Here is a 16663-nt window from a genome sequence, read left to right as displayed (position 1 = left end):
ATGAAACCAAGCGCGAAAGACAGCGCGAAGACTACCGCGAGGCCAGCCACGAAGCGCGGTGCGAAAGGCACCGCGAGACGTGCGCTGGCCCGCGGCGTCTCGCTGAGCACGAAGCTCGTCGTGCTCATCATCGTGCTGCTCGCCGTCGGCACGGCGGGCATCTCGCTGTCCATCCGCCAGCTCGTCAGCAACTACCTGATGGACAAGACGGACACGCAGCTCATCTCGCAGGCCGACCTCGTCTTCCGCAACACCGACATGCTGCAGGGCAGCGAGAACCAGAACTCGATGACGAACTACTACGTCAAGGCGTACAACGCCGAGCTTGACCGGTCCACCGTGCTGCTGCAGCCGGTGTACAAGGACGGCATCATCTCGTCTCCGGACCTGCCGGACAACGGCGACCTCGACGGCGAGACACTCGGCGTGCCGTTCACCGTCGACGCCGTCGTCTCGCTCAAGAACGTCCAGAAGACGCCCGACCACTCCACGCTCGAGACGGCCGAGGCGCCATGGCGCGTCGTCGCGTTCCGCTGGGGCAAGACGACCGGCACCACCTACGAGGACACCGGCATCGTCTACGTCGGCCTGTCGCTCGCCAACCAGATCGACACGATCAACACGCTGACGAAATTCTGCGTGCTCGTCGGCATCGCCGTCGTGCTGCTCGGCGGCGTGCTGTCCGCCATCGTCGTCGAGAAGACGCTGAGCCCGCTCAAGCGCATCGAGAAGACGGCGGCCAAGATCGCCGCCGGCGACCTGTCCCAGCGCATCCCGACCGAACCGGAGAACACCGAGGTCGGATCGCTGTCGAAGTCGCTGAACACGATGCTCTCGACGATCGAGCAGAGTTTCAAGGAGCAGGAAGCCGTCACCGACAAGATGAAACAGTTCGTGTCCGACGCCTCGCACGAACTGCGCACGCCGCTGGCCGCCATCCACGGCTACGCCGAGCTGTACAAGATGCAGCGCGACCTGCCGGACGCGCTCGAACGCGCCGACGACTCGATCGCGCACATCGAGGCATCGTCGTCGCGCATGACGGTCCTCGTCGAGGACCTGCTGTCGCTCGCGCGTCTCGACGAGGGCCGCGGCGTCAACGCCACGCAGCCCATCCGCATGTCGTCTGTCCTGCAGGATTCCGTCGACGACCTGCACGCGCTCGACCCCGAACGCGCGATCGGCACCGGCACGCTGGCGCTCGACGACGCCGACGGCAAGCCGAAGCTCGGCGTGACGCCGGGCCCGCTGCCCGACGTCACCGTCGTCGCCGACGGCACCCGCATCCACCAGGTCGTCACGAACATCGTCGGCAACATCCACCGCTACACGCCGGCGGACAGCCCCGTCGAGTTCTCGCTCGGCGTCGTCGGCATCGACATGACGCCGCGCGACATGAGCAAGCTCAAGCCGAACGAGCAATCGCTCGCGTCCATCATGCAGGCCGCCGAACGCTACAAGCTCGACAGGGCCGGCGTCCAGTACGCCGTCGCGCGCTTCGCCGACCACGGACCCGGCGTGCCGGACGAATCGCGCGCGAAGATCTTCGAGCGCTTCTACACGGCCGACCCGTCGCGCGCCCGCCAGAAAGGCGGCACCGGCCTCGGCATGGCGATCGTCCTCGCCGTCGTCAAGTCGCACTGCGGCTTCATCTGCGCCACCGAGACGCCCGGCGGGGGACTGAGCTACACGATGTTCCTGCCGCTGACGCAGGACTTCCGCGGCGCCGCTCCGCAGCGCGACGCCCACCAGCTGTAGCCTGCCGTCTGCGTTCCCGCATGTCACAAACCCGAGCCCCCGGGCTCGGGTTTGTGACATGTTAAGGAAGGTGAGTAGACTGACGAACAGTTTGGAAATATCCGCATATATATAGGACTGGTGTATGGATTACAGCGATTTGGATCCGGCGGGCCTGGCGCGCGCCGTCGCCATCGACATGGCCGAGGCTCCCGAGGAAGTGGGCGAGCTCGTCGTCGCCGTGCCGATGGAGAACTCGGTCACCGATTTCCGGTTCGCCGCCCATCTCGTCGGCTACGAGGGCTGGCAGTGGTCGGTCACGCTGTACCACGACGTCGACGCCGACCGCTGGACCGTTGACGAGTCGACACTGGTGCCGACCGACCAGGCACTGCAGCCGCCGGCCTGGGTGCCGTGGAAGGATCGTCTCGAACCGTCCGACCTGTCCGTCACCGACTCGATCGGCACGGAGCCGGACGACCCGCGCCTCGAGGACGGTTTCGTCAGGGAGACCTCGACGGAGGAATCGTCGCAGGTCGAGACCGCCGACGGCGCCACCGGCGAACAGCGTACCGAAATCGAGGAGAAACTGAGCGTCGTGCCGGACGGCGACGGCGCCGACATCGTCGACGAACGCGCCGAAGTCACGACGACGCAGCTGGACGATTCGTCCGCCGCCGAGGCATCCGGCGAACCTGCCGAAACCGTGCGGGAAAGCGGCGAGGTCACCGTCGTCGAGTCGGCCGATTCGCCGGTCGACATCGAGGAAGCCGTCGAACGATTCGACCTGTCGCGCCGCCATGTCATGAGCCCGGCCGGCCGCGCCGAGACCGCGAAGCGCTGGTACGACGGTCCGCACGGTCCCAAGTCGCTGTCGACGAAGACTGCCGACGGCAACGTGTGCTCGACGTGCGGCTTCTTCATTCCGCTCGAGAGCGACCTGAGCACGATGTTCGGCGTGTGCGCCAACCGCTGGAGCCCCGACGACGGCCGCGTCGTCTCGGTCGACCACGGCTGCGGAGAGCATTCCGAGATCGAGCCGCCGGAACCATCGCACCTGTGGGTGCAGACGAAGCCGGCCTACGACGACCTGCACATCGACGTCATCGCCCAGCACAGGCGCGAGGAGCGCGGCGACGTCGAGCTGATGGAGCAGCTCACCGAGACCGTCGAGGACGCGAAATCGACGGACACCGACGACGAGCCGGTCATCGAGACGAACGAATCCGAAGCCGACGTCGTCGTCGACGGACAGGGCAACGTCGAGCAGGAAGTCGCCGTCGCCAAGCCGGCGGAAACGGCCGAGGCCAAGGAAGAGTCCGGGGAAGAGGCCAAGGAAGAAGTCGCGGAAGGGTCAGTCGTGACGGACGACCAGGCAGAACCGGCTGAATCCGCCGAACCGATCGCGGCTGCGGAAGCCGACAATGCCGACGAAGCTGACGAAACCGGCAAGACGGATGATGCTGCAGAAGACTCCGGTCCCGAAGAGGCCGTCGATTCCGGGGAGACTGCCGATTCCGGGGAGACTGCCGCCGAAGAAGACAAGACGGCCGACGAAGCAAGCGAACCGGCCGAAACCGACGAGATCGCCGCCGACACCGAACTGCCGGAGGAGCCGGAAGTGGCCGACGAGGCGACGATGGTCGCGACAAACGACGACGAGGACGACAGCGCCCCGTCGACGTCGATGGCGACGAAGACCGACGACGAGGGCAACCCGGCCCTCGAGTCGCAGATCGACGTCAGCGAATGAATTGACGCCCCTGTTCATGTGACGGACCCGAGCCATTGGCTCGGGCCCGTCACATGAACAGGAAAGACAACCTTACGCCACGTCGCGGTGACGGAGAATGAATCCCGAGACGGCGACGAACAGCAGCGCGCCGAGGGCGCCACCGACCGCGCACATCAGGACCGACAGCGCCGTCGCGTCGAGCGGGGCGCTCATCATCGCCGTCGGATAGAACAGGATGCCGAGGCAGAACGCCGCGAGAATCGACAGCCACAGGCGACTGCGGAAGAACACGGCGACGGTGACGTACAGGCCGGTGAACAATCCCATCAGCAGCATCTTGCCGAGCACGCAGCACAGGGCGCCGAATACCGAAGCGCCGAGGTCGCCGAGCGAGAGCGACAGTCCGGAGACGCCTCCGACAATGAGGGCGGCCAGCACGTATGCGAGCACCATGCAGCAGCCGGAGAACCAGCAGATCAGCGTCTTCGAGACGGCGTAGTCGGTCTTCGTCGCGTGCGTCGTGAAGATACTCTTGACGAAGCCGCTCGAATAGTCGTGGGCGATGAAGATCGAGACGAGCAGCGCCGCGAAAATGTAGACCATGTTGATGTTGCACATCGTCGCCAGGTCCATCAGCGCGGCGTTGTCGGCCGTGCCGGACACCGACTCGACGACCTGCCAGGCGTTCGTGTAGGTCGGCGTGGCGGCGACGGCGGGATCCTCGTTCGCCGGCACCATCGTCACGACGAGCGCCGGGATGATTGCCGAGATGGCGACCATCACGTAAAACACCGGCGTGTGAAACAGCCGGTAAAAGTCCATCCGGATCATCGGCATCAGCCGGTCGCGCGACGTCCTCGCCACGCTGCCGGTCACCGGCACCGCCGTCCGCCGCACGGTCCTTGCTTCCCTCGTGTTGGTCATCGTCCTCACCTTCCGTCTTCGTTCGGACCGTAATACGCGGCACGATTCATCCGCGCTCCCGGCCCGTGGCGTTGTTCGTCCATCAATTGCAGGTAGTATTCCTCGAGTCCGATGCGATTCATCCGGATTTCCCGGACGAACAGCCCGTGCTCGAACAGGTAGCGGGAGACATCCTCGCTGTCGAGGGCGTCGTAGACGCGCAGGCCACCGGTCGGCGAGCCGGTCGACGACTTCACGTGAATCGGCTGGCCGTCACCGTCGAGCACCTCGACACGGCGCCAGCGGCGCGCCAGCACCTGCGCCGCCCGCCAGTCGTCCTCGGTGGCGACGTAGACGAACGACTGGCATTCGGTCTCGAGTTCGGCGGCCGTCATTTCCTTGATCATGTGGCCGCGGCGGATGATGCCGTAATGCGTGGCGATCTTCGACAGTTCGCCGAGCACGTGCGACGTGATCAGCACCGTCACGCCCTCGTCGTGGGCCAGGTGCAGCAGCGTCTCGCGGATGGTGCGGATGCCGTCGGCGTCGAGGCCGTTGATCGGCTCGTCGAGGACGAGCACGTCGGGATGGCCCATCAGCGCCTGCGCGACGCCGATGCGCTGCTTCATGCCGAGCGAGCACTTGCCGAACTTCTGGCCGGCGGCGCTTTCCATGCCGACGAGCGAGAGCACGCGGCGAATTTCCTTGTCGGGGTTGGGCAGCCCGAGGTTGAGCGCCTGCATGAACAGGTTGCGGTAGACGGTGCTGTCCGGGAAACAGCCCGGATTCTCGATGAGCACGCCGAGGCGGCTGCGCACGAGCGGATCGTCACCGGGGCGGCCGAGGATGCTGACGCGGCCGCCCTGCTTCGTCAGCAGTCCGCATATGAGCTTCTCGGTCGTCGACTTGCCGCTGCCGTTCTCGCCGATGAAGCCGTAGATCGAGCCCCTCGGCACGTGCATGGTCAGGTTGTCCACGGCGGGGATGCCGCGGTAGGTCTTCGTCAGACCCTCGATGGCGATGGCGTCCATCGTGCCCCTCCTTCTCGTTGGTCCGGATGCCGTTGGCAACGGTGGCAACAGGCCTTGCGGACAGATGTCGCGACATGTGTTCGGACACGTGTCGGATTTAGTTCTAGAATAGAAATCGAATACAGGCGCCACAACCGACAGTTTTCCCGAAATGTCGGATGTGCAGGGAAGAGAGGGGCATTCGGATGAGCATGGCAAGCGGCGGTCGCAGGCGCAATTCGCAGGACCGGATCGAGGCGGCGTTCAGGCAGCTGCTCGAGACGAAGGAACTCGGGGACATCAAGGTCAACGAGATCACGAAGCTGGCCGGCGTCAACCGGTCGACGTTCTACGCGAACTATCTCGACATCGACGATCTCGCGGAAACGGTCCGCACCCAGATGTTCGAGCACTACCTGGCGCTGTATCCGCGCGAGGCGGAGACTCGATCGCATTCGTACAATTACTTGCCGATGTTCCAGGAAATCAGCGAGCATCCGGACTTCTTCCGAATGATGATGAAGCTGAACTTCGATTATGAGTCCTATTACGACGAGCACCTCGAGGCCAGCGAGGCGGAGAAGTACCTCGGCACCGCCGAACACATGGACTATCACATCGCGTTCTTCAAGGCCGGCATCAACGCGATGCTGCGCAAGTGGCTCGAGGAGGGCTGCACGGTTCCGCCGGAGGAGATGGTGGCCATTCTCGAAACCGAATATCGGGGCCGGCTCGGAGCATAGCATCGGCTACCGGGAAAATCGCCGCCGATAGTCCGCATCGGCCCGACGTCGCCGAACCGGCGAAACGACGGGGTTATCCGCGTGGAAAATCTTTGAGGAATCTTTCAGTTTCGTCTCGTATTTCCATAGGCATCAAGCCCGTAAACTGGGCTCGATATTCGGGCGAGGGCCGTCATCCGGCGGCCGTCGCGGCGGAAAGGCACGAGGCACTGGTGGGCGACGAACATTCCGATCTCGAGAAGCGGGAACAAGACATGCCCGCGGCCGGGAATGGAGCCGGCGGCACGGCTGCGGGCGAATCGTCGCAGGCTGGACAGCCGGCGGAACCGTCCGCCGGACAGTCGGCCGAGCCGCCGGCGAAGACGGCCGACATGACCGCCGTCGACGCGCCGACGACCGAGTTTCCCGAGACGAAGCGGCCGCCGAGCTTCAAGCCGAAGAGCAAGCTCGCCAGGCTCAAGCCGAGCGAACTGTTTCGCCGGCAGCGCGGCGACGAAGATGCCGGTGCCGTCACCGACGCCGACATCGCCGCCATCCAGCTGCCGCACCACGGCGTCAACAGGCATCGCGGACTGCGCGGCAGCCGCGCATTGTTCATCCTGTTGTCGGTCGTCATTGTCGCGCTCGTCGTCGGCTTCCTGTTCATGAACGGCAACATCGCGCACACGGCACGCGCCGCCGCGATGTCGAGCTGCACCGACAGCCGCGACGACGCGAAGGCGACGCGCGGCGTCCTCGCCACCGTCGTCGACGAGGCCGACGAATTCCACCTGACCGGCGAACCGCTGCTCGACGGGCAGGACAAGGCCTCCATCGAAAACCTGCTCAAGACGGCCGCCGTCGACCGGCAGGTCACCGTCGGCTGCTCGGTCACGATGTCGGACGCCACGCTGACCGCCAACGCCGCGAAGGCCGAGGACCTCAATGCCGTCTACACCGAGCTCACGAAGGAACTGCTGACGGCGATGGACAATGCGGCGCCCGGCGCCTCCGGCGACAACGGCAACGATTCGTCCTCCGACGACGATTCGTCCTCGACCCCGCTCGCCGACCTCACCCACGCGCCAATGCTCGCCGCCGCCACGACCGGCACGTCGTCGGACGACTCGTCGACTTCGTCGTCTGATTCCTCTTCCTCTTCCTCTTCCTCTTCGTCGTCGTCCTCGTCGTCCGCCAGCCCATCGGCGTCCGCCTCGCCGTCGACGTCCTCGTCGTCCGGAGTGACATCGGCGAAGTCCGGAAGCTCCACGTCGACGTCCGGGAAGTCGTCCTCGTCCGGTTCGGCGTCCTCGTCCGGCGCCTCGTCGTCGGGCACGTCGACGGACAGCCCGACCTCCGGCAGCTCGTCGTCCTCCTCGTCGGGCTCGTCGGAGACCGGCGGGAGCAGTTCGTCCTCCTCGTCGAGGAAAACCGCCGCCAGTACCGCCGGCGACGATTCCTCCGCCTCGCCGTCAACCGCGACTGGCAACTAATGATGGCTGCCGTTCCCTGGCGCCACAAGACGGACGGGGCGACCGGTGCGCATGACGGCGGGAAGAACTGGAACACTCTGTCGGTGAACACGCAAGTTCGCTAGGATGGGGCGTATTGACAGCTTCACGCAAAGGAGGGGCGCGATGACCGCGAATCGCGAGGCACGGGAGGACAACGCCACGGCGACGGACCGCAGGAACACGACGTCGTTCGACATCGACCTGCAGAAGATCGTCGACGAGAATTCCCACCGCAACTACTTCGACCTGACCGCCGACATCGTCGTCGGCGTCGACGGCTCTGCCGAATCGTTCGCCGCGCTGCGCTGGGCGCTGCGCCAGGCCGCGATGACCGGACAGCACGTCAACGCCGTGTACGGCTGGACCTACTCGTGGGACATGGGCCCCGAACCGACGACCGACGAGGACATCCGCAAGGTGCGCACCGAAATCAACAACCGGCTGCGCGAATGGGTGGACGAGGCGACGCGGGACTTCGACGTCGCCGACGAGCAGATCAAGCTGACGTCGTACCGTTCGTCCGGCTCGGCGGCGCTGCTCGAGATCGGCGCCAACGCCCAGCAGATTGTCGTCGGTCGACGCTCGATGGGCCGCGTGGCCCGCTGGATCGCCGGCTCGATGTCGGCGTCGCTCGCCGAGGAGAGCCCGGTGCCGGTCACCGTCATCCGCGTGCCGGACGACGATGACCTGTCGGTGCAGGACCAGATCGCCAGCTCGCTGACGCCCGGCGACCAGACCGTCCACTACGAGCTGCCGACGTCGCCGGTGCCGCGCACCAGCCGCCCGATCGTCGTCGGCGTTGACGGGTCGCCGGACTCGCGCCACGCGCTCGAGTTCGCGGCGTCGCTCGCCAGGCTGCACGATTCGCCGCTCCATGTCATGTACTGCTGGCAGTTCCGTGACCTCGGCACGGTGCCCGGCTACGAGACGACGGTGCCGCCGATGCCGGCCGCCCAGCACTACGCCGACCAGCGCGTCAGGGACTTCGTCGCCTCGTTCGACGGCACGACGCTGCCGAGGCTGCCGGAAGGCCTCGAGATCATTCCGGAGGCGTTCCACATTCCGGCCGGCAAGGGCCTGGTGTCCGCGTCCCGCTACGCCCGCCACATCGTCGTCGGCTCCCGCGGCCTGTCCGGCCTCGACGCCCACTTCCTCGGCTCGATCTCGAAGCAGGTCCTCAACAGCGCCGAATGCAACCTGACGATCGTGCACTGACCGACGGACTGGTGGTCAAGACGCCCTGGAAGTGCCGACTTCCGGGGCGTCTTGCGGGCGCACCTCGCACTTTCCGGAGGGGCATTTGGAAAGTGCGAAGTTCTCCGGGCCCGGCGAGGGCATCCGAAATCAAGGAACGGCGATGTTCTGCGGTTTCTATCAGGAGAGGCGCTCTGGAAGTTCGCACTTTGCCAATGACGCCTTGAAAAGTGCGAAGATCACCCTATCGAAAATCGTGCATCATTTCCGCGAACGGGAGAACGGGGGCAAGAATCTTTGAAATCCGGGAAATAAACGTCACCCGAGATTTGTAGAGTGAACTTGGATTAACAGTATTCATTGGAAGGACTAGCATGTTCGAACGGTTCACCGACCGTGCGCGGCGCGTCATCGTGTTGGCGCAGGAAGAGGCTCGTGCCCTCCAGCACAACTACATCGGCACGGAACACCTGCTGCTCGGCCTGATCCGCGAGGGGGAGGGCGTGGCCGCGAAGGCGCTCGCCTCGAAGGGCGTGACGCTGGAAGACACGCGCAAGCAGGTCGTCGAGATGATCGGCAAGGGCACCGCGGCCCCGAACGGCCACATTCCGTTCACTCCGCACGCCAAGCAGGTGCTGGAGCTCTCGCTGCGCGAGGCGCTGCAGCTCGGTCACAGCTACATCGGTACCGAGCACATCCTGCTCGGTCTCATCCGCGAGGGTGAGGGCGTCGGCACGCAGGTGCTCATCAAGATGGACGTCGACCTGTCCGACCTGCGCACGACGACGATCGACATGATCCGCGGCAACGCCAACGGCGGCGAGGGCGAGAAGGGTGACCTCGCCAACGCCGGCGGCGTGCAGGACAAGCGCAACCAGAACGGCTCCGCCATCCTCGACCAGTTCGGTCGCAACCTGACGGCCGAAGCCGCCGAAGGCAAGCTCGATCCGGTCATCGGCCGCACGAAGGAAATCGAGCGCGTGATGGTCGTGCTGTCGCGCCGCACGAAGAACAACCCGGTGCTCATCGGCGAGCCGGGCGTCGGCAAGACCGCCGTCGTCGAGGGCCTCGCCCAGAAGATCAACGCCGGCGACGTTCCGGAGACGCTCAAGGGCAAGCAGGTCTACTCGCTCGACCTCGGTTCCATGGTGGCGGGCTCCCGCTACCGCGGCGACTTCGAGGAGCGCCTGAAGAAGGTCCTCAAGGAAATCAAGACCCGCGGCGACATCGTCCTGTTCATCGACGAGATCCACACGATCGTCGGCGCCGGATCGGCCGACGGCGCACTCGGCGCGTCCGACATGCTCAAGCCGATGCTCGCGCGCGGCGAACTGCAGACGATCGGCGCGACGACGACCGACGAGTACCGCAAGTACATCGAGAAGGACGCGGCGCTCGAACGCCGATTCCAGCCGATTCAGGTCGAGGAGCCGTCGATCGCCGAGACGATCGAGATCCTCAAGGGCCTGCGTGCGCGCTACGAGAACCATCACCACGTCACGATCACCGACGACGCGCTGCAGGCGGCCGCCGAGCTGTCGGCGCGCTACGTGCAGGACCGCAACCTGCCGGACAAGGCCATCGACCTGATCGACGAGGCCGGCGCGCGCCTGCGCATCAAGCGCCTGACCGCTCCGCCGGAGCTCAAGGAACTCGACGGCAAGATCGCCAAGGTCGCCACCGACAAGGACCAGGCCATCAAGGACCAGGAGTTCGAGAAGGCCGCCGAGCTGCGCGACAAGCAGGAGAAGCTGGAGACCGAGCGCAAGGAGAAGGAAAGCTCCTGGCGCGAGGGCGAGTCCGACGTCAAGATGGTCGTCGACGAGGACGTGATCGCCGAGGTCATCTCGCAGAACACCGGCATCCCGGTCTTCAAGCTGACCCAGGCCGAGTCGAAGAAGCTCATGGACATGGAGTCCGAGCTGCACAAGCGCATCATCGGCCAGGACGAGGCGGTCTCCGCGCTGTCCCGCTCCATCCGCCGTACGCGCGTTGGCCTCAAGGACCCGAAGCGTCCGTCCGGCTCGTTCATCTTTGCCGGTCCGACCGGCGTCGGTAAGACCGAGCTGGCCAAGACGCTGGCCCAGTTCCTGTTCGACGACGAGGACGCGCTGATCCGCGTCGACATGTCCGAGTTCTCCGAGAAGTACGCGGCCTCGCGACTCTTCGGTGCGCCTCCGGGATACGTCGGCTACGAGGAGGGCGGCGAGCTCACCGAGAAGGTGCGCCGCAAGCCGTTCTCCGTCGTGCTGTTCGACGAGATCGAGAAGGCCCACCCGGACATCTTCAACACGCTGCTGCAGGTGCTCGACGACGGTCACCTGACCGACGGCCAGGGCCGCAAGGTCGACTTCAAGAACACGATCATCATCCTGACGACGAACCTCGGCACCCGCGACATCGCGAAGGCGGCGAACACCGGCTTCAACCTCGGTTCGAACAACGAGTCGAGCTACCAGCGGATGAAGGACCAGGTCACGAACGAGCTCAAGCAGCAGTTCCGCCCCGAGTTCCTCAACCGCCTGGATGACATCATCGTGTTCCGCCAGCTGACCGAGCCGCAGGTCCGCGAGATCGTCGACCTCGACGTCGCCGACCTCAACACGCGCCTGTTCGACCGTCACATGGAGCTCGACCTGACCGACAAGGCCAAGGACCTGCTCGCCGAGAAGGGCTTCGACCCGCTGCTCGGTGCCCGTCCGCTGCGCCGCGTCATCCAGCGCGACATTGAGGACGCCATCTCGGAGAAGATCCTGATGGGCGAACTCGAGGATGGCCAGAAAGTCGTCGTCGACGCCGAGGGCGAGGGCATCCTGGGCGAGTTCACGTTCACGGGCGAATCGTTCGAGGAGAGCGAGACGAAGGAGCCGGCGACCGTCGGCGCCGTCGCGACGTCCTCCGACGACGGCGGTGACGGGGTCACCGTCGAGTCGGTGGAGTAAGCCGGCAGGCTGATCCCGGGCCGGTAAATCAAGACGTCATGGACCCGAGCCAATGGCTCGGGTCCATGACGTCTTGTATTTGGTGCGCCGCCGAATACTCTCAGGGTGGAAACTCAGCGGCCATACAGCTTGCAACCCCTATGATTTCGTGTGAAATTGAACTTCGAAACAGAAGGGGAAGTGCAATGAGCGAGCAGGAAATTGGCGATGTGAGGGCCGCGACGATCGATCCGGAGGATCTCGCCGACGTCTATACGGAGCGCACGGCTTCCGAATACGGTGGCTACTTCCCGGACCAGCGCGGTGTTTCCTATCTGGGCGCCGACTTCGTGAAGGCGGCGGCCGCGCAGATCCAGAAGCAGCTGGGCACCGGCGAGACCGTCGAGTTCCAGGGCGATGCGAGCGACGAGACCGTCGCGAACATGCGCGAGGAACTCAAGATCGACAGCTACCGCACGCCGCTGCTGGCCATCGCGCGCGCCACCGTCGACGACTGGATCAAGTTCCAGTTCGTCGAGCTCGAGCAGGCCCCGAGCGATGCGATGGACCCGAAGAAGTCCGCGATCGCCACGCTGTTCAAGGCCTACGAGACCTCGGTGCTCAAGCCGGTCAACGACGAGAAGGAAGCCGCCCTGAACACGGCCGCGTTCCTGACCGAGGGCGACGAGCTGCAGAGCCTCAACAACACGATCGCCGAGACCAATGTCGAGCACCTGTCCGGCAAGCACATGCAGGACGGCGTCTTCCTCGTCTACGACGGCACGAAGTACTCCGATCCGCTGCAGGATCCGAACATGGTCATGTTCGAGTGAGGGCATCGCTTCGGTAGCGCTTGCCTGACGAATGGCGTGGGGGCCGTGAAACGAATTCGTTTCACGGCCCCCACGCCATTCGTCGTCATGGTGATGACGGAAGTCCGGTTCCTGCGCCGGCTTGCCGGCTAGTCGGCGGCCGTGCCGTCGTCGCCGCGCTGTTCCCGCCGCACGATGACGTCGCCGGAACGCTTGTCGTCCGACAGCGTCTCGAAGAAATCGAGGAACCGGCGCTGCATGGCCGACAGCGGCCGGTTGCGGAAGCACAGGTCGATGCGGGACACGACCGGGGGATCGAGCGGAATCGCGACGATGCGCCGGTCATGGGGGACTATGCCGCTCATCAGCAGCGAGACGGCAAGTCCCTGTGCCGCGAAGTCGACGATGTTGTCCATCTGGCCGTCGGTGCCGACGATGTTCGGTTCGAAGCCGGCCTTGCGGCACAGCTCCACGCAGGTCAGATAGGGTCTCGAGCCCTTCGGCTCGAAAAAGAACGATTCGTCCTTCAATTGGCCAAGCGAGACCGTGCGATGCTGGGCGAGGGGATGGTCCACGGAGGCCACGAAGACCATGTGGTCGTTCGTGACGAGAATGCGGCGGAAATCATTGGTGCCGCTTTCGTTCTTGATGAAGGCGAAGTCGCACAGTCCGTCCCCGAGCATCAATTCCAGGTCTTCGGAACGTGCCGTCGTCAACGAACAGCGGCATCCCGACGAGCGCATGAACCGCGAAATGATCCGTGTCAGTCCGTACTCGGACGCCGACGGGATGACGCCGAACGTCAGTGTGCCGCTCTGCTTGAATTCTCGCGACAGTTCGTCGCCGAACCTGTCCTGCAGGTCGTCGATCTGGTTGGCGTACTTCAGGTACAGTTTGCCGACCGGCGTCAGCGAGACGCCGGTGACCGACCGGTCGAACAGGCGCATGCCGATGGAGTCCTCGAGATTGTGGATACGCTTGGTCAGCGACGACTGCGAAATCCCCAGTGTTCGTGCGGCCGCCGTGAAGCTTGGGCCTTGCGCCAGCGTCAGGAAACTCTCCAGGTATTCCAGATGCATGTCCATGGGCATCATCGTATCGGCGGTATTCCGGAATGGAATGGAAACAGGCGTGTTTTCGATTATCTATCGGTTTTGTTCGTCTTATTCTCGGGAATTGACAACAGGGTTCTATCGGACTCGACGAGGAGTCTTCGGGACAATGGCCGTCGGAAACGAACCCGGACAAGAAACGGCGCCGGCCGTGCTGACTTAATGGCTCGTGCCGTCCCGACCGATCGAGGTGATGGGCATGATCGTAGACGCCAATGTGTATTGGCTACCCGAACAGTTGTTTTCCGATTCCGGGGTGCGCAACCATTTCCTGCGGTGCGTTCCCGAACCGTATGGCACGAGGGCGCTGGTCAAGGATGACGGCGACGACAAGGCCATCGTCATCGAGAAGCCGAACGGCAGGCACAACTTCGACTACTACGGACGGGACTACGATCTCGACCGCCAGCTCGCCGACATGGACGAGGCCGGCGTGGATGTTGCCGTCCTCAAGCTTCCCGGCGTCCAGGAATGGCTCGACCTGGACCTCTGCCGCCAGTTCAACGACTGGATGGCCGAACGGCAGGAAGCCTCCGGCGGACGCCAGGTGGCGCTCGCCGTCGTGCCGCCCGTCGCCGACGACGAAGTCCTCGCCGAACTCGGGCGCTGCCACGACGAGCTCGGGCTGCATGGCCTGCAGGTCTCGGCCCACTACGGCGAGCGCTACCTCGACGACCCGATGTTCCGTCCGTTGCTGCATGCGGCCGCCGACCTCGACATGACGGTGTACGTCCATCAGACGGCGCTGCCGGTCGATTACGGTTCGCTGATCGACTACAACAACGTGCGCCGCAGCATGGGACGCTGTTTCGACCAGCTGACGGCTGTCAGCCGCGAACTGTTCAGCGACCTGTTCGAGGAGCTGCCGGAGCTGCGGATGGTCCATTCGATGCTCGGCGGCGGCTTCTTCGCCTACCGGACAATGCTGCTGCCGACCGACTCCGGCAACGGCCGGTTCGTCACCGACAACGACCGCCAGCGCCAGTACCTGGAACGCAACCTGTTCTTCGAGATGTCGCACGCCCAGCCGTGGGGAGAGGGATGCCTCGAACTCGCCGTTCACGAGCTCGGCGCCGATCACGTCATCTACGGCTCGAGCTATCCGGTCAAGAAGAGCTGGCTGACCGGAGGCGTGTCGACGGTGCTGCGACTGGACGTCGCCGACGAGGCGAAGGAATGCATGCTGCACCGCAATGCCGAGTCTCTCTACCGGCTGGGCTGACCGGTCATGCCGGTCGTCGGAGGTTGGCCGATGACCGGTTTCCACGGTGCCAGGCAATGACGCCGGCACCGATCCATCATCACATGACGATCGTCTTCCTTCATCGCAACGAAGCCTGAGGGGACGAGGGAATGGAAGAACCATCATGAAATACGAACAACTATGCCAGGGCATCATCGCCGGCGTCGGCGGCGCGGACAACATCGACAACGTGACGCACTGCGTCACGCGTCTGCGGTTCAAGCTCAGGGACGAAAGCAGGGTCGACAAGGACGCCCTGTCGGCGCTGGACGGTGTGCTCACCGTCATCCAGACCGGCGGCCAGTGCCAGGTCGTCGTCGGCACCGCCGTCAACGAGGTCTTCGACGAGCTGTGCACGATCGCGGGACTCACCGACAAGGGCGAGAATCCGGTGGCCGTCGCAACCTCGACGGACAGCACCGGCGCTGTCGCCTCCGATGCCGCCGCAGGGACAGCCGCCGCGGCCTCCGGCATCGGGACTCCCGACGCGAACGGCGCGACCGGGGAGCAGGGTACTCGCGAAAAGCCGACCGGCGGATTCGCCGAACGGTTCCGCAGGCATGGCGGAAAGGACGCGGGAAAGAAGGAAGGAAAGAAGAAGGTCGGTCCGATCAGCCGTTTCCTGATCGTCATGACCGGCATCTTCAACCCGCTGCTCGGCATGCTGATGGCGATGGGCATGGTCAAGGCACTGCTCGTGCTGCTCACCACTGTCTGCCATGTCATCGATACGAATAGCGGCACCTACATCGTGCTCTACGCCATCGGCGACGCGATGTTCTACTTCTTCCCGATTCTTGTCGGCTGGACCGCCGCCAAGCAGTTCGGCCTGAAGGAAGTGTACGGTCTCGTCATCGGCGCCATCCTGACCTATCCGACCATCACCGCATTGTCGACCGGCGATGCGCTGTTCACCGTGTTCTCCGGTTCGATTTTCGAAAGCCAGGTCTACACGAGCTTCCTCGGCATCCCCGTCATCCTGCCGTCGGCGGGCTACACGAACTCGGTCATCCCGGCGATTGTCGTTGTCTGGGTCGCTTCCTATATCTACAAGTTCCTGCAGAAGCACCTGCCGCCGATGATGCGCACCTTCTTCACGCCGTTCCTGACGCTGATCATTGCCGTCCCGCTCGGCTTCCTGGTCTTCGGGCCGTTGGCCATCGTCGTCCAGGGCATCCTGACGTCGATCATCAAGTTCGTCATCGGCATCAACTCCGGTCTTGCCGGCTTCCTGATCGGCGGCCTGTGGACGCTGCTTGTCATGTTCGGCCTGCACATGCCGGTCATCATGATGTTCCAGCTCGACATCGTTGCGCAGGGATTTGACAAGATCAACCCGCTGATCTTCGCGGGCGCACTCTCCAACATGGGCGCCTGCCTTGGCGTGTTCCTGCGTACCAAGGATCCGAAGGAACGCGCCATTGCGCTGCCGGCCATGCTTTCCGCCTTCTTCGGCATTTCGGAGCCCACGCTCTACGGCGTGCTGGTTCCGCGCAAGAAGCTGTTCATCTCCACGCTGGTCTGCTCCGGCATCGGCGGTGCGATCGCCGGCTTCGGCGGAGCCACGCTGTGGAACATGTCGACATCCGGCCCGCTTGGCCTGCCGGGCTTCATCAGCCCGAATGGCATTGATTCCGGCTTCGTTGCGCTGTGCATCGGCGCCGTCGTCGCCTTCGTTGCGGCCGCCGTCTGCGGATTCATCTTCGGTGGACAGAAGGAGGACAGCGCCATCGAATTCAAGGGCCTCGACTGAGCATTGG

12 protein-coding genes are annotated in these 16663 nt (G+C 64.6%); 9 read left to right on the top strand and 3 right to left on the bottom strand.

Going from position 1 to position 16663, the window contains the following annotated elements:
- Together F6S87_RS01760 and F6S87_RS08920 are read left to right on the top strand one after the other, a co-directional pair.
- Entirely contained in the window at positions 1–1758 is a 1758-nt protein-coding gene (locus F6S87_RS01760; RefSeq protein ID WP_163226947.1) for a HAMP domain-containing sensor histidine kinase, read from the top strand.
- Between the two features lie 124 nt (positions 1759–1882).
- On the top strand, positions 1883–3490 hold the full coding sequence (locus F6S87_RS08920) for a DUF3027 domain-containing protein (RefSeq protein ID WP_163226946.1): 1608 nt from the start codon (positions 1883–1885) through the stop codon (positions 3488–3490).
- 72 nt (positions 3491–3562) lie between these two features.
- Here F6S87_RS08920 and F6S87_RS01750 read toward each other — a convergent pair whose 3' ends face one another.
- A complete protein-coding gene (locus F6S87_RS01750; RefSeq protein ID WP_163226945.1) occupies positions 3563–4396 on the bottom strand; it encodes a hypothetical protein in 834 nt (277 codons plus the stop codon).
- Positions 4397–4401: 5 nt separating this feature from the next.
- Positions 4402–5406, bottom strand: a complete 1005-nt coding sequence (locus tag F6S87_RS01745; RefSeq protein ID WP_163226944.1) for an ABC transporter ATP-binding protein — start codon at positions 5404–5406, stop codon at positions 4402–4404.
- 185 nt (positions 5407–5591) lie between these two features.
- Between F6S87_RS01745 and F6S87_RS01740 the strand changes: the two genes are divergently transcribed.
- From F6S87_RS01740 to F6S87_RS01720, 5 genes are all read left to right on the top strand, one after another.
- The gene (locus tag F6S87_RS01740) at positions 5592–6128 is read left to right on the top strand and encodes a TetR/AcrR family transcriptional regulator (protein WP_163226943.1); all 537 of its coding nucleotides are present in this window, start codon (positions 5592–5594) and stop codon (positions 6126–6128) included.
- A 212-nt stretch (positions 6129–6340) separates the two neighbouring features.
- Positions 6341–7600 (top strand): hypothetical protein, encoded by a 1260-nt coding sequence (locus F6S87_RS01735; RefSeq protein WP_163226942.1) that lies wholly within the window; start codon positions 6341–6343, stop codon positions 7598–7600.
- Between the two features lie 144 nt (positions 7601–7744).
- Positions 7745–8836 carry a universal stress protein gene (locus F6S87_RS01730; protein ID WP_163226941.1) on the top strand — a complete coding sequence of 364 codons (1092 nt, stop codon included), beginning with the start codon at positions 7745–7747 and terminating at the stop codon, positions 8834–8836.
- Positions 8837–9189: 353 nt separating this feature from the next.
- A complete protein-coding gene (locus tag F6S87_RS01725) occupies positions 9190–11757 on the top strand; it encodes an ATP-dependent Clp protease ATP-binding subunit (protein ID WP_163226940.1) in 2568 nt (855 codons plus the stop codon).
- Positions 11758–11942: 185 nt separating this feature from the next.
- On the top strand, positions 11943–12569 hold the full coding sequence (locus F6S87_RS01720; protein ID WP_163226939.1) for a hypothetical protein: 627 nt from the start codon (positions 11943–11945) through the stop codon (positions 12567–12569).
- Between the two features lie 128 nt (positions 12570–12697).
- On the opposite strand, the gene F6S87_RS01715 is transcribed toward F6S87_RS01720, so the two are convergent.
- On the bottom strand, positions 12698–13633 hold the full coding sequence (locus tag F6S87_RS01715; RefSeq protein WP_163226938.1) for a LysR family transcriptional regulator: 936 nt from the start codon (positions 13631–13633) through the stop codon (positions 12698–12700).
- 220 nt (positions 13634–13853) lie between these two features.
- Between F6S87_RS01715 and F6S87_RS01710 the strand changes: the two genes are divergently transcribed.
- Both F6S87_RS01710 and F6S87_RS01705 read left to right on the top strand, forming a co-directional pair.
- Positions 13854–14882: an amidohydrolase family protein gene (locus F6S87_RS01710; RefSeq protein ID WP_196779063.1), complete on the top strand. Its 1029-nt coding sequence runs from the start codon at positions 13854–13856 to the stop codon at positions 14880–14882.
- Between the two features lie 145 nt (positions 14883–15027).
- Positions 15028–16656, top strand: a complete 1629-nt coding sequence (locus tag F6S87_RS01705) for a PTS transporter subunit EIIC (RefSeq protein WP_163226937.1) — start codon at positions 15028–15030, stop codon at positions 16654–16656.
- Positions 16657–16663 lie beyond the last annotated feature (7 nt).

The sequence above is a fragment of the Bifidobacterium choloepi genome (genome assembly GCF_010667615.1).
GTDB lineage: Bacteria > Actinomycetota > Actinomycetes > Actinomycetales > Bifidobacteriaceae > Bifidobacterium > Bifidobacterium choloepi.
This window is presented reverse-complemented; position numbering and strand designations above follow the sequence as displayed.

Coding starts and splice junctions, on each gene's coding strand:
- F6S87_RS01750 (WP_163226945.1), bottom strand. CDS start 4,396: ATGACCAACACGAGGGAAGCAAGGACCGTGCGGCGGACGGCGGTGCCG.
- F6S87_RS01710 (WP_196779063.1), top strand. CDS start 13,854: ATGGGCATGATCGTAGACGCCAATGTGTATTGGCTACCCGAACAGTTG.
- F6S87_RS01715 (WP_163226938.1), bottom strand. CDS start 13,633: ATGGACATGCATCTGGAATACCTGGAGAGTTTCCTGACGCTGGCGCAA.
- F6S87_RS01760 (WP_163226947.1), top strand. CDS start 1: ATGAAACCAAGCGCGAAAGACAGCGCGAAGACTACCGCGAGGCCAGCC.
- F6S87_RS01705 (WP_163226937.1), top strand. CDS start 15,028: ATGAAATACGAACAACTATGCCAGGGCATCATCGCCGGCGTCGGCGGC.
- F6S87_RS01725 (WP_163226940.1), top strand. CDS start 9,190: ATGTTCGAACGGTTCACCGACCGTGCGCGGCGCGTCATCGTGTTGGCG.
- F6S87_RS01720 (WP_163226939.1), top strand. CDS start 11,943: ATGAGCGAGCAGGAAATTGGCGATGTGAGGGCCGCGACGATCGATCCG.
- F6S87_RS08920 (WP_163226946.1), top strand. CDS start 1,883: ATGGATTACAGCGATTTGGATCCGGCGGGCCTGGCGCGCGCCGTCGCC.
- F6S87_RS01730 (WP_163226941.1), top strand. CDS start 7,745: ATGACCGCGAATCGCGAGGCACGGGAGGACAACGCCACGGCGACGGAC.
- F6S87_RS01745 (WP_163226944.1), bottom strand. CDS start 5,406: ATGGACGCCATCGCCATCGAGGGTCTGACGAAGACCTACCGCGGCATC.
- F6S87_RS01740 (WP_163226943.1), top strand. CDS start 5,592: ATGAGCATGGCAAGCGGCGGTCGCAGGCGCAATTCGCAGGACCGGATC.